The 26002-nt window shown below is 44.0% G+C and carries 22 protein-coding genes and 2 tRNA genes; 18 read left to right on the plus strand and 6 right to left on the minus strand.

What is annotated here, in order from left to right; translation table 11 throughout:
• Positions 1–22 precede the first annotated feature (22 nt).
• From smc to FLL45_RS02885, 4 genes are all read left to right on the plus strand, one after another.
• Positions 23–3529 (plus strand): chromosome segregation protein SMC, encoded by a 3507-nt coding sequence (gene smc, locus FLL45_RS02870; protein WP_142888272.1) that lies wholly within the window; start codon positions 23–25, stop codon positions 3527–3529.
• 59 nt (positions 3530–3588) lie between these two features.
• Positions 3589–4461 carry a cell division protein ZipA gene (gene zipA / locus FLL45_RS02875; RefSeq protein WP_142888273.1) on the plus strand — a complete coding sequence of 291 codons (873 nt, stop codon included), beginning with the start codon at positions 3589–3591 and terminating at the stop codon, positions 4459–4461.
• A 75-nt stretch (positions 4462–4536) separates the two neighbouring features.
• Positions 4537–6552 (plus strand): NAD-dependent DNA ligase LigA, encoded by a 2016-nt coding sequence (ligA, locus tag FLL45_RS02880; protein WP_142888274.1) that lies wholly within the window; start codon positions 4537–4539, stop codon positions 6550–6552.
• Between the two features lie 198 nt (positions 6553–6750).
• Complete coding sequence (locus tag FLL45_RS02885) at positions 6751–6960, plus strand: zinc ribbon domain-containing protein (RefSeq protein WP_142888275.1); 210 nt, start codon at positions 6751–6753, stop codon at positions 6958–6960.
• Between the two features lie 85 nt (positions 6961–7045).
• Here the strand turns inward: FLL45_RS02885 and FLL45_RS02890 are convergent, their stop codons facing one another.
• Complete coding sequence (locus FLL45_RS02890; RefSeq protein WP_142888276.1) at positions 7046–7831, minus strand: substrate-binding periplasmic protein; 786 nt, start codon at positions 7829–7831, stop codon at positions 7046–7048.
• A gap of 311 nt (positions 7832–8142) precedes the next feature.
• On the opposite strand from FLL45_RS02890, the gene FLL45_RS02895 reads away from it, so the two are divergent.
• Positions 8143–8331, plus strand: coding sequence for a hypothetical protein (locus tag FLL45_RS02895; protein WP_142888277.1), 189 nt, complete (start codon positions 8143–8145; stop codon positions 8329–8331).
• Positions 8332–8615: 284 nt separating this feature from the next.
• Here the strand turns inward: FLL45_RS02895 and FLL45_RS02900 are convergent, their stop codons facing one another.
• Entirely contained in the window at positions 8616–10685 is a 2070-nt protein-coding gene (locus FLL45_RS02900) for a S9 family peptidase (protein ID WP_142888278.1), read from the minus strand.
• A 192-nt stretch (positions 10686–10877) separates the two neighbouring features.
• On the opposite strand from FLL45_RS02900, the gene FLL45_RS02905 reads away from it, so the two are divergent.
• The 5 genes from FLL45_RS02905 to prpC all read left to right on the plus strand — a co-directional run bounded on the left by FLL45_RS02905 (position 10878) and on the right by prpC (position 15296).
• Positions 10878–10953, plus strand: a tRNA-Ala gene (locus FLL45_RS02905).
• 32 nt (positions 10954–10985) lie between these two features.
• A tRNA-Glu gene (locus FLL45_RS02910) sits at positions 10986–11061 on the plus strand.
• A 456-nt stretch (positions 11062–11517) separates the two neighbouring features.
• Entirely contained in the window at positions 11518–13044 is a 1527-nt protein-coding gene (locus FLL45_RS02915; RefSeq protein WP_142888279.1) for a fumarate hydratase, read from the plus strand.
• 197 nt (positions 13045–13241) lie between these two features.
• On the plus strand, positions 13242–14132 hold the full coding sequence (prpB, locus tag FLL45_RS02920) for a methylisocitrate lyase (protein ID WP_142888280.1): 891 nt from the start codon (positions 13242–13244) through the stop codon (positions 14130–14132).
• Positions 14133–14135: 3 nt separating this feature from the next.
• Positions 14136–15296, plus strand: a complete 1161-nt coding sequence (gene prpC, locus FLL45_RS02925; protein WP_142888281.1) for a bifunctional 2-methylcitrate synthase/citrate synthase — start codon at positions 14136–14138, stop codon at positions 15294–15296.
• A 75-nt stretch (positions 15297–15371) separates the two neighbouring features.
• Here the strand turns inward: prpC and FLL45_RS02930 are convergent, their stop codons facing one another.
• The 4 genes from FLL45_RS02930 to FLL45_RS02945 all read right to left on the minus strand — a co-directional run bounded on the left by FLL45_RS02930 (position 15372) and on the right by FLL45_RS02945 (position 18803).
• Entirely contained in the window at positions 15372–16286 is a 915-nt protein-coding gene (locus FLL45_RS02930; RefSeq protein WP_142888282.1) for a GGDEF domain-containing protein, read from the minus strand.
• Between the two features lie 154 nt (positions 16287–16440).
• On the minus strand, positions 16441–17094 hold the full coding sequence (gene hflD, locus FLL45_RS02935; protein WP_142888283.1) for a high frequency lysogenization protein HflD: 654 nt from the start codon (positions 17092–17094) through the stop codon (positions 16441–16443).
• A gap of 27 nt (positions 17095–17121) precedes the next feature.
• Complete coding sequence (gene mnmA / locus FLL45_RS02940; protein ID WP_142888284.1) at positions 17122–18237, minus strand: tRNA 2-thiouridine(34) synthase MnmA; 1116 nt, start codon at positions 18235–18237, stop codon at positions 17122–17124.
• Positions 18238–18308: 71 nt separating this feature from the next.
• Positions 18309–18803, minus strand: coding sequence for an NUDIX hydrolase (locus FLL45_RS02945; protein ID WP_142888285.1), 495 nt, complete (start codon positions 18801–18803; stop codon positions 18309–18311).
• A 33-nt stretch (positions 18804–18836) separates the two neighbouring features.
• On the opposite strand from FLL45_RS02945, the gene moaC reads away from it, so the two are divergent.
• The 8 genes from moaC to FLL45_RS02985 all read left to right on the plus strand — a co-directional run bounded on the left by moaC (position 18837) and on the right by FLL45_RS02985 (position 25976).
• Complete coding sequence (gene moaC, locus FLL45_RS02950) at positions 18837–19310, plus strand: cyclic pyranopterin monophosphate synthase MoaC (RefSeq protein ID WP_142888286.1); 474 nt, start codon at positions 18837–18839, stop codon at positions 19308–19310.
• 77 nt (positions 19311–19387) lie between these two features.
• Positions 19388–19645, plus strand: coding sequence for a MoaD/ThiS family protein (locus tag FLL45_RS02955; protein WP_142888287.1), 258 nt, complete (start codon positions 19388–19390; stop codon positions 19643–19645).
• Positions 19646–19647: 2 nt separating this feature from the next.
• Positions 19648–20109 (plus strand): molybdenum cofactor biosynthesis protein MoaE, encoded by a 462-nt coding sequence (locus tag FLL45_RS02960; protein ID WP_142888288.1) that lies wholly within the window; start codon positions 19648–19650, stop codon positions 20107–20109.
• A 26-nt stretch (positions 20110–20135) separates the two neighbouring features.
• Positions 20136–20837, plus strand: a complete 702-nt coding sequence (locus FLL45_RS02965) for a pseudouridine synthase (protein WP_142888289.1) — start codon at positions 20136–20138, stop codon at positions 20835–20837.
• Between the two features lie 147 nt (positions 20838–20984).
• Positions 20985–21653, plus strand: coding sequence for a GntR family transcriptional regulator (locus FLL45_RS02970; RefSeq protein WP_142888290.1), 669 nt, complete (start codon positions 20985–20987; stop codon positions 21651–21653).
• A gap of 51 nt (positions 21654–21704) precedes the next feature.
• Positions 21705–24314, plus strand: a complete 2610-nt coding sequence (gene acnD, locus FLL45_RS02975) for a Fe/S-dependent 2-methylisocitrate dehydratase AcnD (protein WP_142888291.1) — start codon at positions 21705–21707, stop codon at positions 24312–24314.
• 68 nt (positions 24315–24382) lie between these two features.
• Positions 24383–25561: a 2-methylaconitate cis-trans isomerase PrpF gene (gene prpF, locus FLL45_RS02980; protein WP_142888292.1), complete on the plus strand. Its 1179-nt coding sequence runs from the start codon at positions 24383–24385 to the stop codon at positions 25559–25561.
• Between the two features lie 22 nt (positions 25562–25583).
• On the plus strand, positions 25584–25976 hold the full coding sequence (locus FLL45_RS02985) for a hypothetical protein (RefSeq protein ID WP_142888293.1): 393 nt from the start codon (positions 25584–25586) through the stop codon (positions 25974–25976).
• The last annotated feature ends 26 nt before the right edge of the window (positions 25977–26002 follow it).

A 26002-nucleotide genomic window follows, 5' to 3' on the forward strand; every position in this document is an offset into this window, starting at 1 on the left:
TTTAAATAGAATTACATAAAGAATGCGTTTAAAACAAATAAAACTAGCTGGTTTTAAGTCTTTTGTTGACCCAACCAGCGTGCCATTTCCAGAGAATTTGACCGCGATTGTTGGTCCAAACGGATGTGGTAAATCAAATCTTATTGATGCTGTAAGATGGGTAATGGGAGAGTCCTCGGCTAAAAACCTCCGCGGCGATTCCATGACCGACGTTATTTTTAATGGTTCAACAGCAAGAAAGCCGGTTGGTCAGGCGAGTATCGAACTTGTCTTTGACAATTCAGACGGAACCGTTCAAGGCGAATACGCCAATTATGCAGAAATTTCTATCCGGCGTACGGTCACCAGAGATTCGCAAAACAGCTATTTTTTGAATGGCAGTAAGTGCCGCAGAAAGGATATCACCGATATCTTTCTGGGAACGGGTTTGGGCCCGCGTAGTTATGCGATTATCGAACAAGGAATGATTTCTCGCTTAATCGAGTCAAAACCACAAGAGCTTAGAATTTTCCTAGAAGAAGCCGCCGGTATTTCGAAATATAAAGAGCGTCGCAGAGAGACTGAAAACCGCATTCGACACACGCGCGAAAATATGGAGCGTTTGTCTGATATACGTGAAGAGCTGGGTAAACAATTAGCCCATTTACAACGTCAAGCAAATGCTGCTAACAAATATAAAGAATTTAAGCAGCAAGAGCGAACATTGAAAAGCGAATTAGCGGCACTTCGCTGGCAAAAATTCCATGGTCAGGTTGAAAGCTTACAGTCAGAAATCGCAAAGTTAGAGACGGAACTTGAGGCGAGGGTCGCAGAACAAAGACATGCGGACTTGCAGATAGAGCAAACTCGAGAGAGGCACATCGAACTGACTGATGGCTTTAATGCTGCGCAGGGCCGATTTTATGGGGTCGGGGCCGATATTGCTCGGTTAGAACAAGGTATTGCTCACCGAAAAGAACGTCGGGTGCAACTTAACGATGATTTGAACCAGGTCACTTCCTCTTTGAAGCATTTGAATGAGCAAATGGAGCAGGATGAGGTTCAAATCGAAGAGCTTAAAGGTAAATTGTTGGAAGTTGAGCCAGAACAAGAAATCCAGGCTCAAGCGCTCGAACAGGCCCAAGAAGCGCTTGCAGACATTGAAGGCTCCTTGTTGGATTGGGAGCAGGAATGGGATGAGTTCAATCGACAAAGCTCCGAAAACAGCCAGAAAATGGAAGTTGAACGTACGCGGATCCAGCATTTTGAGAAAGTCATTGAACGTTTAGCCAAGCGAATTGAAGCAAACCAAGAAGAGCTCGATAAGCTGCAAGCGGAACCGGTTGAAGAGAGTATGTTAGAAGCTTCGGTCGAGCTCAATAAGGCCGAAGAAGAAACGCATACGCTATCAGAAACTGTTGAAGATATGATGGAACAGATTTCCGAGATGCGCGAAGTTCGCAGAACCCGTCAATCTGAAATTGATAAAACCCGTAGTGAATTACAAAAAGTCCAAAGCAGGCATATTTCACTGTCAGCCCTCCAAAAAGCGGCGCTAGGCTCAGACAACAAGCATGTCGAAAATTGGCTTGAGCAAAATAATATCAATAACAATAAAAGACTCGCTCAAGAAATTAAAGTTGATTCTGGCTGGGAAAAAGCTGTTGAAATCGTTCTTGGCGATTATCTAGACGCCGTTTCGCTTGATCGCCTGGATGATATGCTCGACGGTCTAGACCAATTGGAGAGTGGCTCGATCGCCATTATTGATGCTTCGATTGCCAATTCAGGCCATTTGGCCGAGGGTTCTACGTTACTCAATAAGGTTGCCAACGCGGATAGTGTTGCCCATTTACTCGGCAACGTGTTTACCTGTGATTCACTTCAAGAGGCGCTAGCGAAAAGAGCGCAAATGAATGCTGAGCAATCCGCTGTTACACCCGAGGGATTATGGATCGGCCCTAATTGGGCAAGAGTGTCTCGCAGTGATGCCGATGAATCCAGCGTACTAGAGAGAGAGAAAGAACTCGAGACATTAGCCATCGAATTAGAATCGCTCGAAGCTAAAATGGAAGCACTCACCGAAAAGGCCGACGAAGAGCGAGAGAGCCTCAGTGACCTAGAGAAAAGCTGGGAAGATAAACAACGTCAACTTGGGGTTGCCAACAAGCGTTACAGCGAATTGCGTGCCCAAGTTGGCTCGCAACAAGCTAAGTTAGAACAAGTCTCGCGCCGTAAAGAGAGCTTAAGCAAAGAATTAGTCGACCTTCAACAGCAGGTACAAGCGGATGAGCAAGTTTTATCGCAGAGCCGTTCCAGTCTCGAAAAGCTGGTGGATGCGATGGCTGAAGACATGGAGAAGAAAGAGTCGCTGGCTAGACTGAGAGAAGAAAAGCGACATGGCGTTGAACAAGCGAGAGGGCAGGTTCAATCCGCAAAAGATCATAGCCATCGAATTGAGCTTCAAGTAGCTAACATCAAGTCTGAAATTAATTCAGTCCAGTCGACTAACCAGCGCATGCATACCCAAATTAATGAGTTGCAAACGCGCAAGATTAGTCTTGAAGAGTCGCTCAATACGGTTAACTCTCCGGATGATGAACTGCAGCTAGAGCTTGAAGCCGCTTTGGAAAAGCGCCTTGAGTCAGAGCAAGAGCTATCAGTCGCCAGAGATGCGTTGGAAGAAGTCGATAAACAAATACGCGGCTACGAAAAACAACGTCACGATGCTGAGCAATCCTCACAGGCGGTCAGAAGTCGCTTAGAGCGACTTAAAATGCAGTGGTCTGAAAATACGACTATGCAGAAAAATCAGGCGGAGAGTTTGTCCGGAGAGGAACATGACATCGAGCAGATTCTCGCGCAAATTGAGGAAGGGGCGAACGAAGAAGAATGGCAATCACGTCTCGAAAAAGTCGCAGCCAAAATTCAAAGGCTGGGCGCCATTAATCTTGCCGCAATCGAAGAGCACGAGCAGCAATCTGAGCGCAAAGTGTATTTAGATGCCCAATTTGAAGATCTTGAAGAGTCCCTCGAGACGCTAGAAGGTGTCATTCGTAAGATTGACAAGGAAACTCGAACTCGTTTTAAAGAAACCTTTGATAAAGTTAATGCCGGAATGAAAGAGCTATTTCCAAAGGTGTTTGGTGGCGGTCATGCTTATCTTGAATTAACGGGAGAGGACTTACTCGATACAGGCGTAACCGTGATGGCGCGTCCACCGGGTAAACGCAACAGTACAATCCACTTGTTATCGGGTGGTGAAAAAGCATTGACAGCACTCTCTCTGGTATTTTCGATATTCCGACTGAACCCCGCGCCTTTCTGTATGCTAGACGAGGTTGATGCACCCCTTGACGACGCAAATGTGGGTCGCTACTGTAAGCTAGTAAAAGAAATGTCAGAATCAGTACAGTTTATTTACATCACACATAATAAGGTATCGATGGAAATGGCCAGTGCGTTAGCAGGGGTAACCATGCAAGAACCTGGCGCATCACGATTAGTTGCGGTTGATGTTGATGAAGCTGCTCAGTTGATTGCACAATAATAGAGTCAGTGTGTTCATCAACAGCATATTTTAGGGTAAGGTAAGACCGAGCAAATAATATGGATTGGCAAATACGGATAGCACTTCTGGTCACCGGTATTTTCGTTATCGGGTTTATTGTTTATGATTTTAACCGCCGGAAAAAAGCTCAGGCGGAAAAAGAAAGATTGATCGATCAAATGCGTCGTTCCGCTGAGCATGTCGATGCTGCTGGTTTCGACTTTACGGGAGTTGGCAGTGCTCGGCCAGTTTCAGCCGATGATGTCGATACAGAATCTCTCGAGACTGCGGTCGTTCAGGCCGATGAATCTAGCGAACCTGCGATGAGTGAGACCAGCAAATCGTCAGTCGTAGTGAGCCAGAGTGTTCCAAAAAAAATAAGTCAAAACGATTCAAACAGTCGGGCAGAGGATTCGGATGCAAAGATCGTAAAGCCTCAGCAGAAAGCGTCGCCCACAGAGCAGCTCACTCTCGACGATAACCCGCCTCAACAAGCGCCTGAAATGGTGATTTCATTAATACTCCAAGCTGAGGAAGGTAAGACCTACCACGGAAAAGATTTTATGCCACTGGTTTTATCTCAAGGGCTACGTCATGGCGAAATGGGAATATTCCATCGTCATATGGGCAGTGGCGGAAAACCCGGCGCAGTCATGTATAGCGTTGCAAATGCGATAAAACCAGGAACATTTGAGCTGGCAAATATTGAAAGATTTGAAACACCTGCTTTTGCCTTCTTTATGACCTTGCCCGGGCCGACAGAGCCCGTTGCTGCTCTCGAGGGAATGGTGAAAACAATCAAACTTTTTCAGGCAGAGCTAGGCGGTCAAATTCTTGATGACAGTAAGAGTGTTTATACTGAACAACGCTACCAACATCAGCTCGATACTGTTAAAGAATATGTCACCAAAGCTGGTATCTACAATCGCTAAATCGGCTATCCGGGGTGCTGCAACTTCTTTACCCAAAAAGCACGCAAGTTATCGTCAATCTAAAGCGGACCTTTTATGACTTCTGAAGTACAACATAAAATCGATCAATTGAGACAAACAATTGAGGATTACAACTATCAATATTATGTACTTGATCAGCCAACGGTACCGGATGCGGAGTATGATCGGCTCATGCGCGAGCTCTCGGCCCTGGAAACTCAGAACCCGGAGCTGATAACGGCCAGTTCACCGACACAAAAAGTTTCGGGCAAAATGGATTCAGCTTTCCAAGCAGTCACCCATCTGACCCCCATGTTATCGCTGGATAATGTTTTTAGTGAAGAAGAGTTTTCCGCCTTTGAACAGCGGCTGTATAACCGGCTAGACGATAATACCCCTTTAGCATTTACATGCGAGCCGAAATTAGATGGACTCGCGATTAGTATTGTTTATCGCAATGGCGAACTTGAGGTAGCAGCGACTCGAGGTGATGGTAAAACGGGAGAGGATGTTACCCAAAACATCAGAACCATTGCCAGCATACCGTTAAAATTACGGGGTGATTTTCCACCGCTATTGGATGTCCGTGGAGAGGTATTTATGCCCAAGCAGGCATTTGAAAAGCTCAATCAAACCGCGATAGCCGAAGGAACCAAAACATTCGCCAATCCGCGTAATGCGGCGGCGGGTAGTCTAAGACAATTAGATCCAACCATTACCGCAAAACGAGCGTTAGCGGTGTACTTTTACTCAATCGGATCGGCGGAAACCGATTTAGCGGATTCCCATTATGAGCGATTGTTGCAGCTTAAATCGTGGGGGTTACCCATTTGTCCTGAGGTCGAAAAAGTTTCCAATGCGGCTGAATGCTTAAGTTTTTACAGTAAAATTCTAAAAAGTCGGGATTCGTTGCCTTACGAGATTGATGGCGTTGTTTACAAAGTTAATCAAATCGAAAAACAGGAAGACCTAGGATTTGTTGCCAAAGCGCCGCGCTGGGCTATTGCCCACAAATTTCCGGCACAAGAGGAGATGACTCAATTACTGGACGTCGATTTTCAGGTGGGAAGGACAGGCGCGATTACTCCAGTGGCGAGATTAGCCCCCGTTTTTGTTGGCGGTGTGACTGTTTCAAATGCAACCTTACACAATATGGACGAAATCAATCGTCTTGGTGTTCAAGTCGGTGACACCGTCGTTATTCGAAGAGCTGGCGATGTTATTCCGCAAGTGGTGTCTGTCGTAATCGAAAAGCGACCGGAAAACTCGCAACCCATTGCTATCCCTGAGCAATGTCCGGTATGTGATTCGTTGGTGGAAAAAGAAGCTGAGCAAGCCATCTATCGTTGCACTGGCGGCTTGATTTGTGATGCACAAAAGAAGCAATCAATAAAGCATTTTGCTTCTCGTAAAGCGATGGATATTGATGGGTTAGGAGATAAACTGGTTGATCTGTTGTGTGATCAAGGATTACTTCATTCGGTTGCTGATATATTTCAGTTGCCTCGAGATGCGTTAATTAACCTAGAGAGAATGGCAGAAAAATCAGCAGATAACTTGTTGCAGGCGATAGAAAAAAGTAAATCAACGACCTTGGCGAAATTTATTTATTCACTCGGTATTCGTGAGGTCGGTGAAGTCACGGCAATGAATCTGGCTAATGAACTGCGGACACTCGAGGCGATAGGAAAAGCGACTCAAGAAGAATTAGAATCAATTAAAGATATTGGTGAAATCGTTGCACAACATATCGTGACATTTTTTAGCAATCAAGAAAATCGTGATGTCATCGCGCGTTTAGTTCAATTAGGCGTTCACTGGCCCGCGATAGAAGTTAAAAGTGAAGTTGAGCTTCCTCTACTTGGGGAGACGTGGGTGTTGACGGGGACCTTGACAGAAATGAAGCGAAATGATGCCAAACAACGCTTAATCGAGTTGGGCGCGAAGGTTAGTGGCAGTGTCTCCAAGAATACGACCACCGTGGTTGCCGGTGAGTCTGCTGGGTCAAAGTTGACTAAAGCAAACGACTTGGGTATCCCGGTTATGGATGAGGCTGCCTTTATCGAGCGGTTAGCTGAGTTGGAAAGCTAAACAAGCGAAATTAAGTCCGTCTCCATAACACGTGAGGAGAGAGGGTAAGAAAAAAGCCCGAGTTCTATGTATAGAATCGCCGCAGTCGGCATTGTGAGTTGAACGGAACCCCGCGAAAGCCAATTCAAAACTGGAATAAAAAAACCAGGCATTCGTTTTAACCATTATCTGTTTCACATCGATTCGAGGAGAATAACGATGCGTCATCATAAATGGTCTTGCCCTAAATGCGCCCATAAAGATTTTTCAACTGGTGAAATGCGGGTTTCTGGCGGCTTTTGGTCGCGAATATTCGATGTACAAAACAAACGTTATTTTGCGGTAACCTGCGATAACTGCAGTTACACGGAGTTTTATAAAGGTAAGGCATCGACGCTGGGCAACGTTTTTGATTTCTTTACCGGCTAGTGATTAGGCGAAAGACGATGGCTACCCAACACGGGTTGACCTGAGGCTGTATACTGCCAAAACTATAGAAAACTAATCGCAGGAATTACCATGCCCAGTTTTTAATATATTCTGGAGTTTGTTTTACTCTTGCGATTGCACTATTAAACCTTTCCACTGTCGCTTGCGTTACCGTCTTTTTGCTAAACATCAAAGAAACGGGGGATGAACTAACGGCAATTTTACAAACTTTTAGTGGCCCCGTTTTAGGGTTATTGCGGATCATAAATGCCATTACTGCAGGATCGTCCACAAAGGCATCGAGCTGATTTTCTGCAAACAATTTGTAATGCTCGGTATTGTCGTCTCTGTAAATAAGTTTTGAATTAAGTTCCGGCGTCGACTGAATACTTCTGATTGTCTCTCCATAGATATTACCGCGTGTGATCCCCAGTCTCATTCCTGATTCTATTAGTGCAGCAACTGGCTGTGATTTACAAGCTTCCATATACTTAGGCCGTACGTAAAGTGCGAGTACTTCATTGCGATAGGGAGATGAAAATAGTGCAAATTTCTCTCGCTCTTCGGTAACTGAGGTATCAAAGGTCATATCGATAGTACCATCTCTAATACCTTGCTGGTTGTCTGGAAAGTTTTGCGATATGAAACTGAGCTTGCAATTTGCCGCTTCGCCAATTTGTTTGATTAGATCGATTTGAATGCCTTTGGGCTCGCCGTTCTCAGTAAATTGGTAGGGTGGCCAATCACCCCAGCCAATTTTGATATGGCAATCTTCTTGTGGTTGAGACTGAGCATTTGCGTCTTTTTCACCAATAGATAGCCAAGCAATCATTGTTATTGTTAACAGTAAGCACTGCTTAGAGGTTGTCACTTAAAGCACATTCCAATTTATTGATGTCATTTGAGTTTAGTGGATTGGTATCTCAAAGGCCAACTTTTCGACCGTAACCTATGTAAGTAAAAATTGTTATTGTGTTTTATATCAAAAAACATGATAGCAATTAGTTTTTAGAACATATTAGAATTTCGAGATGTTTTTGGGTGGATTTTGAGACATTTCTCACAAGACGATCATCAAATCGGCCACAGTAATATCAGTTTTAGCTTCTGTGTATATATTTAAAGCTCAGTCATAATTAAGTCCGTTGGATACCGACGGAGCATTAACAAGAGGATTGATTTATGTTGAAGACGAAGCATCAATGGGTAACATTCACTAAGGGTCGAGTTAAAGTTAAAGCATGCGCCATTTGTGGTGAACTTCAGTTACCGAGCAATGCGGATGACCATTGTGAAAATGCCGATGTTTATCAAAGCCAAATTGTTAAAGCAGGTTACCGTGTTTATGACGGATATGCTGCAGCCCGGTAAGTAACAACGCGTACTCAATAGTTGTAAATTAGCTGAATCGCTGGTGATTAATTCAGCTCAAGTCTGCAGGTAGTATTGTACAAAGTAAAAATTGTACTTTTAAAAATGTAGTAAGTAGTTGTCCAAAGTAATCGGGAAGCAACGCTAGTTTCGGTTAATAAAACCTTAGAGAAGCGTCTCAATTATTTTGAGAGAAGTGTGTTAGTTAGGAAGTAGTTGGAAAGGCCAAACAGTGTTTGGCCTTTTTTTTGCGCACTAACCAATCGTTCTAACCAATTGTTTAATTATTCAACGAGGAATTCTTTTAACCATTTTTTCACTTCATGATGCCACTGGATACTATTGTGTGGTTTCAACACCCAATGGTTTTCGTCAGGAAAATAGAGTAATTTACTGCGGATGCCTTTGCGCTGCAGCGCTGTAAAAGTCGCTAAAGATTGAGTGACGGGAATACGATAATCTAGTTCGCCTTGAATAACGAGCATTGGCGTTTTCCAGTTCTTAACATAATTAACTGGATTGTATCGCTCATGATTTTCTGGTTTATCAAAATAGGTTCCGCCATTTTCCCATTCGACGAACCATAACTCTTCAGTGGCATAATACATCATTCGGTTGTCAAATACGCCATCATGATTAACTAAACACTTAAATTGCTCGGGCCAATTTCCAGCTATCCAATTGATCATATATCCGCCATACGATGCGCCTAAAGCACACATATTATTTTCGTCGATAAAGTCATATTTTTCTAAGGCGAACTTTAAACCTTTTTGTAAATCGACTAACGGTTTACTTCCCCAGTTTTGAGAGATTGAATCAGTAAAGTCTTGCCCATATCCCGTTGAACCGTGAAAGTCAATCATGACAGAAACGAAACCTTGTCCTGCATAAGTCTGTGGATTCCAACGATAGTGAAAGTGATCACCAAAGCTTCCTTGTGGGCCGCCATGAATAAGAAATGCAAGCGGATACTTTTTATCAGATTCGAAATTTGCCGGTTTGACGATGTAGCCATAAACAGTTTCATCATTCCAACCATTAAACTTAAATTGCTCGTAGTCACCAAAAGCGATTTGATTTAATTTTTCTTGATTATTTATAGTAATTTGTTGAATGTTTTTTCCATTCAAATCACTCGTATAAATTTGACTTGGGCTTTTTAAACTATCTTTAATAAAAACTAACTTTTCATCACCCACGCTAACCGCCGAAACAAACCCGTCGGAATTTAAGAGCGTCTCCTTTTGCGAGCGAATATCAAACTTCCATAAGGCTCGTGTACCTAAGTTATTGCCAATTAAATATAGCGAGTTATCGTCTTTAGAAAAGTGAAAGCTACCAAATGAGCGATCGAAATTTTCGGTGAGGTTAGTGAGTTTCCCGGTACGAATATTTTTTATCATTACGTCAAATTTATCGGCTTCGAATCCCGGACGTTTCATCGCTAAATAAGCCAATTTTTGCCCATCATGGCTGACAACTGGTTGGGTGTCCCAAGCAAGATTGTCGGCTGTCATATTGAAAGCTTTTTGAGGTTTGTCAATTGAGACTCGGTAGATATCAAAGTTAGTTGATGTTGGTTCTTGCGCATTTTGAATTCGAGCAGAAAAATAAACGGCAGAGCCATTACCTGCAAAATTATATTCTTCGTCACCACCGAAAGGATCAGACGGTACATTGGCATTGACTGATTTAGAAATTGGAATAATCGTTTTACTTTTAACAATCCCTTTACTGTTCAGTTCCGCAATGAATAGTTGTGACTGTTTTTGATCAACCCAATGATCCCAATGGCGAACAAACATCTTATCGTACACCATGCCACTGGTTTTCTTTGTTTTTTCCGCTGCATCGCGCGATACGGTACAGGAAAAGTCTTCACAATCGGGATAAACACGAGACGAGAAGAGCAGTTTGTCGTTTTGTGGAGAGAGTTTAAAGGTTGTCACGTCGACGGGGTAATCTGTAACTTGCGTCAACTTGAGGTTGTTGATATTAACTTTCCAAACCTGTGAAGAACCAGAGCGAGATGAGAGAAAATAAACAGTTCGGCCAGTTTTAGACCATTTAGGTGAATGATCTGAAGCATTGTGGCTTGTTAGCTGAGTTGTTTGATTATCGCTGAGACGAGCCAACCATACGTCGGTCCGGCCGCGGTTGGCTTCCATATCGGTGGTTCTGACGACATAAGACACATGCTTACCATCAGGTGAGATTACAGCACTACTTACCCGCTCAAAAGTGACTAAATCCTCTGCGCTAAACGGTTTTTTGTTGGCTGATACCAAACCGCTATGAATTAACAGGTTTGTTGTAAGTAACAAACCCAAGATAACACGACTTATTTTCATTATGAGTGTCCCGAGATTAAAAGTGAGGATATTTTGGGATGTTCGCTTGCTAAATTCAAGTTTACGCTCTCTGACGGATGAATGTACTGCACAGCTCGGTTACCTTTTAACCACTTTATTAAGCATATGAATTTATTGTGACAAAGCGGTTGACACGTGACAGGTTAGCCCTTAGAATGCCCGCCGAATTCAGGGGCTATAGCTCAGCTGGGAGAGCGCTACACTGGCAGTGTAGAGGTCAGCGGTTCGATCCCGCTTAGCTCCACCATCTTTTCTTGATGAAACGAATTTAAGTTCTTAGTCCCCTTCGTCTAGAGGCCTAGGACACCGCCCTTTCACGGCGGTAACAGGGGTTCGAATCCCCTAGGGGACGCCATATTAGAAAAGCCAGTCAAAAAGACTGGTTTTTTTTTGCCCTTCGTTCGACGACCTTGGAAACAAGTTCTTGAAGATTCAAGTAGTTACAACGGATTAACTATACGGTACATAGGAATTTACGATAGCTATGCGGGCTGATTATTCAGCGCAACTGAGCTATACTGTGGCCACCAATGTAGGGCACATTGAACGATTAGTTTAGCCTCCAGACGGTTGATTGAGCGCGGTTATCAAGAGATTCTCAGACTCTTATTCCAAGTCGCTTCAAAAAACGATTATTAAGGCCAAAGGAGTGAGTCATTGATCAATTCAATTTCGGGCAGTTTTCATTGTTGTTAGGGAAACCGACCAAAACTCGCGGATTCTATTAATTTAAATTGAGCGAATTACAGAGAGTTACTCGCAATGTGTCATTGTTTACCGACTATCAAAGATTGTAGATGGGAGATCTTAGATGACAGCTATTCAAAAAGCTGATTTTATCGACAGTGTCGAGGCAGCACTTCAGTATATTTCTTATTATCATCCGAAAGATTTTATTGATTCGCTCCATGCGGCTTACCAAAGAGAACAGAATCCTGCGGCAAAAGACGCGATGGCACAAATGCTGATTAATTCTCGGATGTGTGCTGAGGGAAAACGACCTATTTGCCAAGATACTGGGATTGTTACTGCATTTGTCAAAATCGGTATGGAAGTTCAATGGGATACTGATTTAACAATCCAGGAAATGGTCGATGAAGGGGTAAGAAGAGCTTATCAAAGCGAAGATAACCCATTGCGCGCATCAATTGTAAAAAATCCCATTGGGCCGCGAGTCAACACTAAGGACAATACGCCTGCAGTAGTCCATGTTGAAATGGTTCCGGGAAATACTGTCGATGTTACCGTAGCCGCTAAAGGTGGTGGGTCAGAGAACAAATCTAAGTTTGTGATGCTAAATCCTAACGACTCTATCGTCGATTGGGTACTCAAGACGGTGCCAACGATGGGCGCAGGTTGGTGTCCGCCAGGCATGCTTGGACTTGGAATTGGCGGCACTGCAGAAAAAGCGATGGTGATGGCGAAAGAGTCTCTCATGGACCCCATTGACATGCATGAGTTATTGGAGAAGGGGGCTGAAACACCCGTCGAAAAACTCAGGGTTGAACTGTTTGAAAAAGTCAACGAACTGGGGATAGGTGCTCAGGGGCTTGGAGGATTAACGACAGTTCTTGATATTAAGATCAATGACTGCCCCACGCATGCGGCTTCTTTGCCTGTCGCAATGATTCCTAATTGTGCTGCGACACGTCACGCGCATTTTGTATTGGATGGTTCGGGACCATCATTTGTCGAACCACCGAGCCTAGATGACTGGCCTGTAGTGACTCAAGAAGCGTCTGAGTCTGTTAAAAAAGTAAATTTAGATGGAATCACACAAGCGGAAATTGAATCATGGAATCCTGGCGATACATTGTTATTGTCTGGAAAAATTCTGACTGGTCGAGACGCCGCCCATAAGAAGATTAAAGATCTTATTGAGTCAGGTGAAGGCCTCCCAGAAGGCGTGGATTTTGAAAACCGGTTCATTTATTACGTCGGACCGGTTGATCCGGTAAGAGATGAAGTTGTCGGTCCCGCAGGGCCCACCACATCGACGCGAATGGATAAATATTCCGATATGATGCTCAATTCCAAAGATACCGGCGGTATGGGGCTAATGGGAATGATCGGTAAAGCTGAGCGAGGAGATGTTGCGCTGGCAGCGATAAAACGCAATAAATCAGTCTATCTTATGGCCGTGGGGGGCGCAGCCTACCTTGTATCTAAAGCGATTAAGCAATCTAAAGTTGTGGCGTTTGAAGAGCTTGGGATGGAAGCCATTTACGAGTTTGAAGTTAAAGACATGCCGGTCACTGTGGCGGTAGATTCCATGGGCGAATCAGTCCACAAAACGGGGCCTGCTTTGTGGAAGGTTAAAATTCAAGAAGCGAAGTAGTTAGCGAGAGGATTAAGCCGTCAGAACCAGTGTGATGATTCGTGATTGTTGCAATGATGGCGATAGAGCGACAAGTTTTTGGACTTTGGTCTAGTAGAAACATAAGCTGAACATTTTTACAATGAGACAGTCGATCGACCACAACGCTGTGCAAACTATCACTGTCACAAAACGACAAAAAAGCGAGACTAATATTTATGAGCGACAATTTAACTCCCGGTGCAAAGTTTCGGAAAGCCGTAGCGGATAATAAGCCGCTTCAGCTGGTTGGCACCATTAACGCATTTACTGCACATATGGCGAAACGTTCTGGCCACCACGCGATTTATTTATCAGGTGGTGGCGTAGCCGCCAACTCTCTCGGTATGCCTGATCTAGGGATCAGTACCATCGATGATGTTTTGACCGATGTTCGTCGTATTACTGATGTGTGTGATTTACCGTTAATGGTCGATGCTGATACCGGATTTGGTGGTGCATTCAACATCGCTAGGACGATTCGCTCGCTTACCAAGTTTGGCGCGGCGGGTTGTCACATTGAAGATCAGGTTGCGGCGAAACGATGCGGTCATAGACCGAATAAAGAAATCGTTTCTCTGAACGAAATGGTTGATCGAATTAAAGTCGCAGTTGATGCGAGAACCGACGACAGTTTTGTCATCATGGCTCGTACTGATGCGCTTGCTGTAGATGGTATGCAGGCTGCAATCGATCGAGCGAACGCTTGCCTCGAAGCTGGTGCCGATATGATTTTTCCGGAAGCCATTAGCAGCTTAGAGCAGTATCAAGAATTTAATGCAGCAGTTGACGCGCCGACGCTTGCCAACATTACAGAGTTTGGCCAAACGCCATTATTTTCGACACCTGAGCTAGCAGAAGTTGGTGTCGATATCGTACTTTATTGCTGCGGTGCTTACCGCGCGATGAATAAAGGTGCAGAGAGTTTTTACCAAGCGTTGATTAACGATGGGCACCAAAGAAACGTAGTCGATATTATGCAGACACGAGAAGAACTATACGACTACCTCAATTATCATCAATATGAAGAAAAGCTGGACGAGCTTTTTGCTAAAAATAAGGAGAAGTAAGCAATGTCAGATTCGACTAATACTGAATCGGTCTTACCAAAACCCAAAAAATCAGTCGCGCTTTCGGGAGTACCTGCCGGTAATACTGCACTTTGTACTGTTGGCCGCACCGGTAATGATCTTGCCTATTTGGGATACGATATTTTGGACTTCGCGGAGACTGCCGAGTTTGAAGAAATTGCTCATTTGTTAATTCATGGTCGTTTACCAAACAAGGCTGAGTTAGCGAACTACAAGCGTAAATTGAAAGCGATGCGTGGTTTACCGACTGTTGTTCAAGAGGTACTTGAGGCGATTCCTGCCGCGGCTCACCCGATGGATGTACTTAGAACCGGCTGCTCTGTGCTTGGCACAGTATTACCTGAAAAAGACGAGCAAGCACCAGCAGATGCAAGAGACATTGCTGATCGTTTATTAGCTTCGTTTGGCTCGATGTTACTTTATTGGTATCACTACAGCCATAATGGCAAATGTATTGACGTTGAAACTGATGATGATTCAATCGGCGCGCACTTCTTAAATCTACTGCATGGTGAAAAACCAAGCGAGCAGTGGGAACGTGCAATGCATACTTCTCTAATCTTGTACGCTGAGCATGAGTTTAATGCATCGACATTTACGAGTCGTGTAATCGCTGGCACAGGCTCTGATATGTATTCTGCTGTTAGTGGCGCTATAGGTGCATTACGTGGCCCGAAACACGGTGGCGCGAACGAAGTTGCGCTAGAAATTCAAAAACGCTACGCGAGCCCTGATGAAGCTGAAGCGGATATTAAAGAGCGTATAGCGCGCAAAGAAATCGTGATTGGTTTTGGCCACCCAGTTTACACGGTAAGTGACCCTCGAAACCAGGTTATCAAGAAAGTTGCAAAAGAGCTCTCTGAAGCGCAAGGTGATATGAACCTATATAATATCGCAGAGCGTCTAGAGTCAGTGATGTGGGACGAGAAGAAGATGTTCCCGAATCTCGATTGGTTCTCTGCGGTTTCCTATCATGTTATGGGGATTCCAACGGCAATGTTTACGCCGATTTTCGTAATGTCTCGGATTACTGGCTGGGCTGCTCACATTATGGAGCAACGTGTTGATGGAAAAATTATCCGTCCAAGCGCAAATTACACGGGCCCAGAGCAACAAGAGTGGATTCCTATCGATAAGCGCTAGATAGCGATTCCAGGTAGAATTACACTGAATAAAAAAGGAGCCTTGTGGCTCCTTTTTTGATGTTTGTAGTCAATTTTAGTCTCGATTGACACAGTTTCTACCCAAATCGATAGAGCGGTTGAGAGCCACTTTGGCTTTTTCTAATCCTTGAGCAATTGAAATACCGGGCTTAATTTCGGTTACACCAAGCGAAACGGTTACTTTAGCGACGGTCAATCCTGTTTTCTTTTTCAAGGAAACACCTGCCACTTTTTTACGGATCTCATCGGCGACTTTAACCCCTTGTTCGACAGAGGCTTTTGGTAAAGCAATACAAAACTTGTCTTCCTCAAAGCGTGAAATAATATCTCCACCTTTAAGATAATTGGCGAGGAGCTTAGCGATATGTTTCAGCATCGCATCGCCCATCACTTTGCCATTGGTTTGAATGAACATAGCAAACTTATCGACATCCATAAATATTAACGAGAAGGGATGATTCTCTTCCGCGAGCAGCGCTTCTTTCAAAGTCACCAGAAAACCTTGTTCATCAAGTAGCTCAGTGAGCTCATCTCGAGTCGCGTACTCTTTGGTTTTTAAATAAGATTCTTGTTCATCGAATTCAAACTCTTCATCGTTATCGGCGAGATATTTTTTGGCGCCATCGATAACTTCAGTGAGATCTTCGTTGTTATCAAAGTTTTTAATCAGAAGTTTCAGAAGTTCATTGACATATTGGCTGGTACGGCCGCTCTGCATTGCGAGATCTTTATAATGCTTACTGGCAACATGATCTTTAAATACTTTATCAAGCTCTTCTGAAATCGTTTCACTGGTTGTATCGAGTTTGTCAACATCGTCTTTCAGCGCTTGATTGTCTGTGTGTAAATATTCATAGGCAATTGTGTAGCAAATGGGCTCTGCAGGAAGTTGATTATCTCTGAGCCACATCATCGCCGAACGAGACTTTAATCCGGCTGCTTTGATATCTTCTAATCGCTGCTGGTCCATAATTGCCTTGGATGAATATTAATTCAGTTGATAAGTATTCCACCGAAGTGAAGGCTTATACAAAGTATAGGCAATTTTTTTAGATTCTTCTTAAAGATTAAAACGAGTGCGACTTAGCCACTGATCAGTGTGACGCGCTGGCTAAAAAAACTGATCACTCACGAATAGGATTATTTAACAAATACTTTGCAGTATTTAGTAAATCTTTTTTCTTGAAGAGAAAGTGCCAGCGACTACCGCCCGATTGACGCCATAAAAAACACGCACGGATTGCGGCTAGTAGTGCGGCTCTAACTTGTGCTTGAATGTGCGGTTGCTTCAGATATTTAGGATCGCCCTTGACTTGAATTCGATTAGACAGTTTCGACAAAGTGAGCTTGTAGGCGCTGGAGCAATGTTCGAGTAGCTTCTCGAATTTGCTATCGTCGTTGTAAAACTCAAAATCACCGTACTCCAACGATAGCTCACTAATCTGAGAAGTGAGAATGTCCATGAGCCGTTTGTTTTTATTGAACTGCTGTTGCAAGGCCATGACATGGATAACCATGTTGACAAACTCAGGATCTTTGTCTTGATGGTTTGGATCAATTTGATGGCTAATAATTCTCAACCCGCTGCTCACTTCAAAGCTCCCATCGTAGACTGCAGCGGCACTTGAAGCTTCGATTCTGAGTAAGCTGGAAACAACTGCTTTAAAGTCAGTGGGGTTGGTTTGGCCTTTCCAAGCTAAATGTTGGACGACTCTGACTGCCTGTGCGAGACCCGCGAGTGCAATAACTTGATCAACTACCTGAGATTTTATTTCCATATTGAATTTGTTTTGTCGCTCTTTAATTTAGAAGGTTTCGTCAATAATTGCGCCGCCGAGACAGTTGTCTCCACGGTAAAATACAACCGATTGGCCCGGCGTGACCGCGCGCTGTTTTTCATCGAAGGTCACTTTCAACTTATCATCGTCCATTTTTATCACTCGACAAGCAAAATCTTGCTGGCGATATCGACTCTTTGCAGTACAAGAGAATTCATTGTCCATTTCTTGAGGTTGAACCCAGTGTACTTGAGAAGCTATCAATCCGTCGCTCATTAGCAGCGGATGGTCGTGACCTTGTCCGATAATTAGTACATTACGTTGCATATCTTTTTTTAGTGCATACCACGGCTCTTCACTGGCATTTGCCATACCGCCGATACCAATCCCCTTACGTTGACCCAAGGTGTGATACATCAGCCCTGAATGTTCACCCACTAAGTTGCCTTGGTCGTCTTCAATTTTTCCAGGTTGTGCAGGAAGGTATTGTTGTAAAAAGTCTTTAAATTTCCGCTCACCGATGAAACAAATGCCAGTACTGTCTTTTTTGTTCGCTGTCACAAAGCCCTGTTCTTCAGCGATTTTTCTTACTTCAGACTTTTCAAGTTCGCCAACAGGGAAGAGGGTTTTGTTGAGTTGGGCTTGTTGCAATGTGTATAGAAAGTAAGTTTGGTCTTTATTGCTATCATTGCCGCGCAACATTAAAGTCGCATCTCCGACACGCTCGACGCGTGCATAATGCCCCGTCGCAATATAATCGGCGCCAAGAATTTTCGCGTAATCCAAAAACGCTTTAAATTTTATTTCTTTGTTGCACATAATATCCGGGTTCGGTGTTCTTCCCGAGCGATATTCTTCTAAGAAATATTCAAACACTCGGTCCCAATATTCCGCTGCAAAATTGATTGATTTGAAAGGAATCTCGAGTTTGTCAGCGATTGATTTTGCGTCAGCCATGTCTTCGGCTGCGGCGCAATACTCATCGGTATCATCTTCTTCCCAGTTTTTCATAAAAACGCCAATCACATCATAGCCTTGCTGTTTTAGAAGGTAGGCTGCTACTGATGAGTCGACGCCACCTGACATGCCGACGACGACTTTGATGTTAGTGTTGTCTGGGTTAAATTGAGTATGAGCGGTCATTTATTGAACTCGGATAACAGAAGCCTGATTAATCAAGGCAGAATATTGGGATGTTAATTGGGATTTCAATACTAAGAGCCCAGGACATCGCGTGATTGGTAATACATGCCCAACTCGTCGCCGCCAAAAGTCAACGACTCAAGTGGTAGACGAATGCCTTTCTTGAAGTCTTCGATACACTTTAAAACAAGGGCACTACGGATAGATTTCTCTGGTAAAGCGAGTATTTCGTCAACCGTAAACCAACAGTTATCGATGATATCCGGGTCGTTTGGACTGGCTTCCTGATCTACTGGGACATCTCCCACAAAACAGAACCTAAGATAGGTTTTACCGTTGATTGCAGGACTGAGTAAATAAGTGCCTAAGAGTGCAGTCGGCCTGAAATCTAGTCCAGTTTCCTCGTGAACTTCACGAATCACCGCATCAATCAAAGATTCTTTCAGCTCTACATGTCCTGCAGGTTGATTGTAAACAATTTGCCCCGAGCTAGCGGTTTCTTTCACTAACAAATATTTGTCATTTCGCCTTATAATGGCGGCTACTGTGACGTGGATATAATCCATGGACGAATAATTCCTAAGATTGGTAGTTAATTTATGACGCATTTTACCCATTTGAATGACAAAGGCGAAGCCCAAATGGTCGATGTGACGGAAAAAGCGCAAACATTTCGGGTTGCGACAGCTTCAGGTCATGTGAAAATGAGTGCAGAAGCTATTGCGCTTATTGTTAACGGTGAACACAAAAAAGGGGACGTTCTCGCGGCTGCTCGGATTGCCGGCATTCAGGCAGCAAAAAAAACTTCGGAATTAATTCCGCTGTGTCACCCACTGTTGCTGACTTCAATCAAAGTTAGACTTGAGCCGGATATTGAAAACAATCAAATTAATATTTCGGCGACCTGCAAGTTAACTGGACAAACCGGTGTAGAAATGGAAGCGTTGACCGCAGTAACTGTCGCTGGATTAACGATATACGATATGTGTAAAGCCGTTGATAAAAGTATGGTTATTTCGACGATTCAACTCGAAGAAAAAACGGGTGGTAAATCTGGTACTTGGACGCGCTGATTTTCTGGTAAATATATTAAATTCAAGCGTTTAGCAGTTTTATTGTTTTGCAGTGGTGAGGATAGAGATACTCAAATATGAAAATTACGGTTCTGTTTTTTGCCAGCTTTAAAGAACGTCTCGGCGTGAGCGATATAGAGATAATTATCGATGAGGGGAGTTCGTTAAGCGACTTGTGTGAGCAATTGGCTGCAAGAGGCGAACAATGGCAAACGTTATTTGCGGAGGCTGAGAAACTCATCAAAGCATCGATAAATCATGAGATGGCTGATCTGAGCGATTGTCTCGCTGACGGTGATGAGGTTGCGTTTTTCCCACCGGTGACAGGGGGATAGCCTTGGCTAATACAGCAGAAGTTATTATTTCTCCTCAGCCTTTCGATTTAGCCCGAATGAACCAGGCCATTCAAGAGAGCCAGGGTGAGAGCGGCGCAAGCGTCATATTTACGGGAGCAGTAAGAGTATCTGACGCTGAGGCAGGGCTCACAGGAATGACGCTCGAGCATTATCCAGGTATGACTGAGAAACAATTAGCTCAGATCATCGGAGAAGCGAAAAAGCGTTGGCGATTAAATAAAATTTATGTCGCACATCGGGTAGGGTATCTAAAGCCCGGCGAACCGATTGTATTTGTCGGTGTTTCTGGTTTGCATCGAGCGGAATCGTTTTCGGCAGCGCAATTTATCATGGATTACCTCAAACAAAAGGCCACCTTTTGGAAAAAAGAACACTATGGGGATAAAGAAGTTTGGGTCGAAGCGAAGGCTAGTGACGAAAAAGCCGCGGAGCGCTGGATATAGCAGTTTGCGGAGTGATCGATAAAATCATGAGATTGGATAAATATCTTTGCCAAGCGACCAGTTTAACGCGTTCCCAGGCCAAAAAGATAATCGTTTCGAGTCGAGTTAAAATTGGCACAAAAGAAGCGACAAGTGTTGTCGTAAACCCCGCATTTAAAGTCTCGGAAACTCACCAAGTCCTATTGGATGGAGAAGTGATTTCCGCGCTTGGTAACCGCTATATCGTTTTAAATAAACCTGCTGGTTATATTTGTTCAACAATAGATGAACTGTATCCCAGTGCGCTCCGTTTAGTGTCTGCCGCAGGAAAAAGTAACCTCCACTTTGCTGGAAGGCTCGACCAAGACACCACAGGATTGGTTCTCATTTCTGATGACGGTGACTGGACGCATCGAGTTACCTCACCTAAAAGTCTGTGTGCAAAAACTTATCGAGTTTGGTTGGCGGAAGCGTTATCAGCACAAGCTCAGGATTCGCTCGAGCAGGGGGTGCTGCTGAAGAACGAATCAAAGATTACGCGACCGGCGCATATTCAAGTGGTAACCCCTCAACAAGTCTTGCTCACGATTAGAGAGGGTAAGTATCATCAGGTAAAGCGAATGTTTGCTGCTGTAGGTAACAAAGTTGAAAAATTACACCGAGAGTCCATTGGTGAAATCACCTTGGAAAACCTCCAAGAGTCGCAATGGCGAGAGTTGAATCCGACTGAAATTGTGAGTTTTAAGTGATTCGACAACTCAGGCCAGTCCTCCCATCCAACGGTTAATCGATATTTTGTCGACAATATTCGCATTATTCGTTGTTATTTTTTAGCCAAGACGATATATTGTCGACAATATGCTGATGTTTCCTCTTATTCGTAATAATAGCCTGAAATGAACTTAGCCACTGAAACCCCGATTACCGCGGCAGATAAGACCTTTTTAGAGTTGCGAACTGCGATTGTCGAGGGAGATGTCACCGCGGGTTCAAAACTCAGCGAAACTGAATTGTCGACAAAATATGCGGTTAGCCGCGCGGTAGTCCGTGAAGCGATTAACCGCTTAGAAGCTTGCAATTTGATCGAGCGCAAACCCAACGTTGGTGCTCGCGTTGTAGACTTGAATACCGAAGGGTTACTTGAGTTATACCAAGTTCGCGAGTCGTTGGAGGGTATGGCGGCCAGATTAGCGGCATCCAATATGACTGACCAAGAGGTCCAAGCGCTCCAATCGTTGCTAGAGAAACATTATAAGACCGTTCAATCCGGTGACAATTATTATCAAGAAGCCGGCGATGTGGACTTTCATTATCGAATTATTCAGGGCAGTAAAAATAGCCAGCTAATTACCCTGTTAGTCGATGGGATTTACCATTTGATTCGTATGTATCGAGTGCAGCTGGGGATGTCCGGGCCGCGAGTAACGACTGCGTTTGAAGAGCACCGAAATATTGTTAACGCTATTGCTAATCGGGATCCAGAATTGGCGGAAATGCTAATGCGACGACACATTGCCTACACCCGAAAAAGTTTACAGAACAAGCTCTCACAAGAGCAGGCTTAAGATCAACCAGAATTAATCAATCTCAACTTAAAATTTACCACGGAAAAAATCATGAATACTGATTACAGAAAACGACTTGAAGGCACTCAGCTTGATTTCTTTGATACCAAAGAAGCGGTTGAGGCAATTGAGCCTGGGGCTTATGCCAAGCTTCCTTACACATCGCGAGTTCTCGCCGAGAACTTAGTGAGACGTTGTGAACCTAGTTCACTAACTGATTCATTAAAGCAAATCATTGGTCGTAAGCGCGAGTTAGATTTTCCTTGGTTTCCGGCTCGTGTCGTCTGCCATGATATTTTAGGGCAGACAGCGCTGGTTGATTTGGCCGGTTTAAGAGACGCAATTGCCGACAAAGGCGGTGACCCATCGCAAATCAATCCGGTTGTACCAACCCAGCTTATCGTTGATCATTCTCTCGCAGTTGAACATGCCGGTTTTGAAGAAGATGCATTTGAAAAAAATCGTGCTATTGAAGATCGGAGAAACGAAGATCGTTTTCATTTTATTAACTGGACAAAAACAGCGTTTAAAAATGTTGATGTGATACCACCAGGTAATGGCATCATGCATCAAATTAACTTAGAAAAAATGTCGCCAGTTGTTCACGCTAGAGATGGTGTTGCTTTCCCAGATACATTAGTCGGTACTGATAGCCATACACCCCATGTTGATGCACTTGGCGTTATTGCTGTTGGTGTTGGCGGTTTAGAAGCAGAAAGTGTCATGCTAGGTCGCGCTTCTTATATGCGCCTACCGGATATTGTTGGTGTTGAACTCAAAGGCAAACGTAAACCTGGCATTACTGCGACTGACATTGTTTTAGCGATAACAGAGTTTTTACGTGAAGAAAAAGTGGTCGGTGCTTATCTCGAGTTCTACGGCGAAGGTGCCCGCGATTTAACTTTAGGCGATCGAGCGACAATTTCTAATATGACACCGGAGTTTGGTGCGACCGCTGCAATGTTTTCTATCGATGAGAAAACGATTGATTATTTAAAACTCACTGGACGAGATGACGACCAAGTCAAATTAGTAGAGAGCTACGCTAAGACCGCGGGTTTATGGGCTGACGATTTAGACAACGCTGAATACGAACGGGTATTAACTTTCGACCTATCTGCTGTAGGCCGCAATTTGGCAGGTCCGTCGAATCCGCATCGCCGGGTTTCAACCAGCGATTTAGCGTCAAAAGGTATTGCAGGCTCTGTTGAAATGCCCAGCGATGAAAATTGGAAAGGTAATATGCCCGACGGTGCCTGTATTATTGCGGCAATCACCAGTTGCACAAATACCAGTAACCCTCGAAATGTTATCGCAGCTGGTTTACTCGCCAGGAATGCTAAAAAGAAAGGTTTGACGCGCAAACCATGGGTGAAAACTTCGCTTGCTCCTGGCTCCAAAGCAGTTCAACTTTATCTTGAAGAGTCAAACTTGATTGATGATTTAGAAAGTCTTGGCTTTGGCATTGTGGGTTTTGCTTGTACGACTTGTAACGGTATGAGCGGAGCGCTTAATCCTGACATTCAACAAGAAGTCATTGATCGAGATTTGTATGCAACAGCGGTGTTATCAGGTAACCGTAATTTTGACGGTCGAATTCACCCTTATGCAAAACAAGCTTTCCTCGCTTCGCCACCGCTTGTTGTGGCTTATGCGATTGCCGGTACCATTCGATTTGATATTGAAAAAGATGTTTTAGGCCGTGATCAGGACGGTAATCCCGTTACTCTGCAAGATATCTGGCCAACTGATGAAGAAATAGACGCGATTGTTTCTGAGTTTGTTAAACCGGAGCAATTCCGTAAAGTTTACGAACCAATGTTTGATCTAAAAGTTGATTATGGTGCTAACAATAATCCGCTTTACGATTGGCGCCCGCAAAGTACTTATATTCGTAGACCGCCTTATTGGGAAGGTGCACTAGCGGGTGAGAGAACCATGAAAGGTATGCGTCCATTGGCGGTTTTAGGCGACAACATTACAACGGATCATTTGTCACCTTCTAATGCGATTTTAGCATCGAGTGCTGCTGGTGAATACTTAGCGAAAATGGGTTTGCCGGAGGAAGACTTTAATTCTTATGCGACTCACCGGGGCGATCATTTAACGGCGCAAAGAGCAACATTTGCCAACCCAAAACTATTAAATGAAATGGTCAAAGAAAATGGCGAAATCAAACAAGGTTCGCTCGCGCGAATTGAGCCAGAAGGCAAAGTCACTCGTATGTGGGAAGCGATAGAAACTTATATGGATCGTCGCCAGCCCTTAATCATTATTGCTGGTGCAGATTATGGACAAGGTTCGTCGCGCGATTGGGCGGCAAAAGGTGTCCGACTCGCTGGTGTTGAAGTTATTGTTGCAGAGGGTTTTGAGCGTATTCATCGTACTAACTTAATAGGTATGGGGGTGTTGCCACTTGAATTTACTAATGGTGAAACACGACATACTTACCATATTGATGGCACCGAAACATATGATGTAATTGGTGATCCTGCGCCGGGAGCGGAACTCATCGTAATCGTCAACCGTGCAAATGGAGAAACAGTAGAAATTCCCGTTAAGTGTCGATTGGACACCGCAGAAGAGGTTTCAATTTATGCAGCGGGTGGTGTACTACAGCGTTTTGCTCAGGATTTTCTAGAGTCGTCGAAAGCGAGTTAACTATCAATTGATATGTCGAGTACTCTCTCTCGCTTTGAGAGAGGGTTTGAATCGATAAAGGAATTCTAATGACCCACGTACCTCAAATTAAAATACCAGCCACCTACATGCGAGGTGGCACGAGTAAAGGTGTATTCTTCAACTTGACTGACTTGCCAAAGTCTGCCCAAGTTGCGGGAGAAGCTCGAGATAATTTATTACTTAGAGTAATTGGTAGTCCGGACCCTTACGGCAAGCAAACCGACGGTATGGGAGGAGCTACTTCTAGCACCAGTAAAACTGTTATTTTGTCTAAGAGTGAACAGCCGGACCACGATGTTGATTATTTGTTTGGTCAAGTCGCGATAGATAGAGCGTTTGTTGATTGGAGTGGTAACTGTGGCAACTTAACTGCTGCGGTAGGTTCCTTTGCGATTAGTAGTGGACTGGTGAGCGCTGAGCGAATACCTGACAACGGCATTGCGACAGTTCGAATTTGGCAAGCAAATATTAAGAAAACGATCATTGCAAAGGTGCCGATCATGAATGGTGAAGTACAAGAAACCGGTGACTTTGAATTAGATGGTGTCACCTTTCCTGCCGCAGAAGTTGAAGTACAATTTATAGACCCTTCAGCAGGCGGTGGCTCGATGTTTCCGACTGGAAATATTGTTGATGAACTAGAAGTCCCAGGTATCGGAATTTTTAAAGCGACAATGATCAATGCTGGTATTCCCACTATTTTTTTAAATGCCGCAGACATTGGTTATACTGGGAGCGAATTGCAAGGTGACATAAATGGTGATCCGAATGCTTTGCAACGCTTTGAAACGATTCGCGCTTATGGTGCGATTAAAATGGGACTTATCGAAACCATTGAAGAAGCTGTCGGACGACAACATACACCAAAAGTGGCATTTGTTGCTCCACCTAAAAGCTATACTGCTTCAAGTGGAAAATCGATTTCTGCAGATGACATTGATTTAAACGTTCGCGCATTATCAATGGGCTTGTTGCATCATGCCATGATGGGGACGGCTGCCGTCGCTATCGCTACAGCAGCAGCAATTCCAGGAACGTTAGTTAATCTAGCTGCAGGTGGTGGCGAGAGAGACGCTGTGCGATTTGGTCATCCATCTGGAACTTTAAAAGTAGGCGCAGTGGCGAGCTGTATTGATGGCGAATGGCGTGTTGATAAAGCGATAATGAGTCGTAGCGCAAGAGTTTTAATGGAAGGGTGGGTTAGAGTACCCGGCGATGCCTTTTAAAGATGCTTTAACAGAATGACAAATGCGCCAGCAATATCATTTTAGAAATTCTTCAAAAGGACTCTTGGCTTGGGATGTTTCTCGCTTAATTCGCCTAAGCCAAGATTTTCAGGTTTTCCAATTGCCCTTAAATTCTATTCGAGAAATCGATGAGTCATATTGGTATGACTTGGGTGGTCAAGCGCCTAGTTGTCGAAACATCACTGAACATTCTCAGCTGATAAACCAAGCCGATCTTTCCTTTCCGATTATTCTTTGTCATCAAGGGCGAGTAATGGATGGAATGCATCGAGTATGTAAAGCGCTTATGTTAGAGTGCGAGTCAATCGACGCAGTAAAGTTTGAGCACTTTATTGAACCTGACTTTACAGGTGTCGCACCGGATAAATTACCTTACTCTGGTGATTGCTGTTAGATCATTACCGTTTTCAATTGATTGAG

The organism is Aliikangiella marina (assembly GCF_007004765.1).
GTDB classification, from domain to species: Bacteria; Pseudomonadota; Gammaproteobacteria; order Enterobacterales; family Kangiellaceae; genus Aliikangiella; species Aliikangiella marina.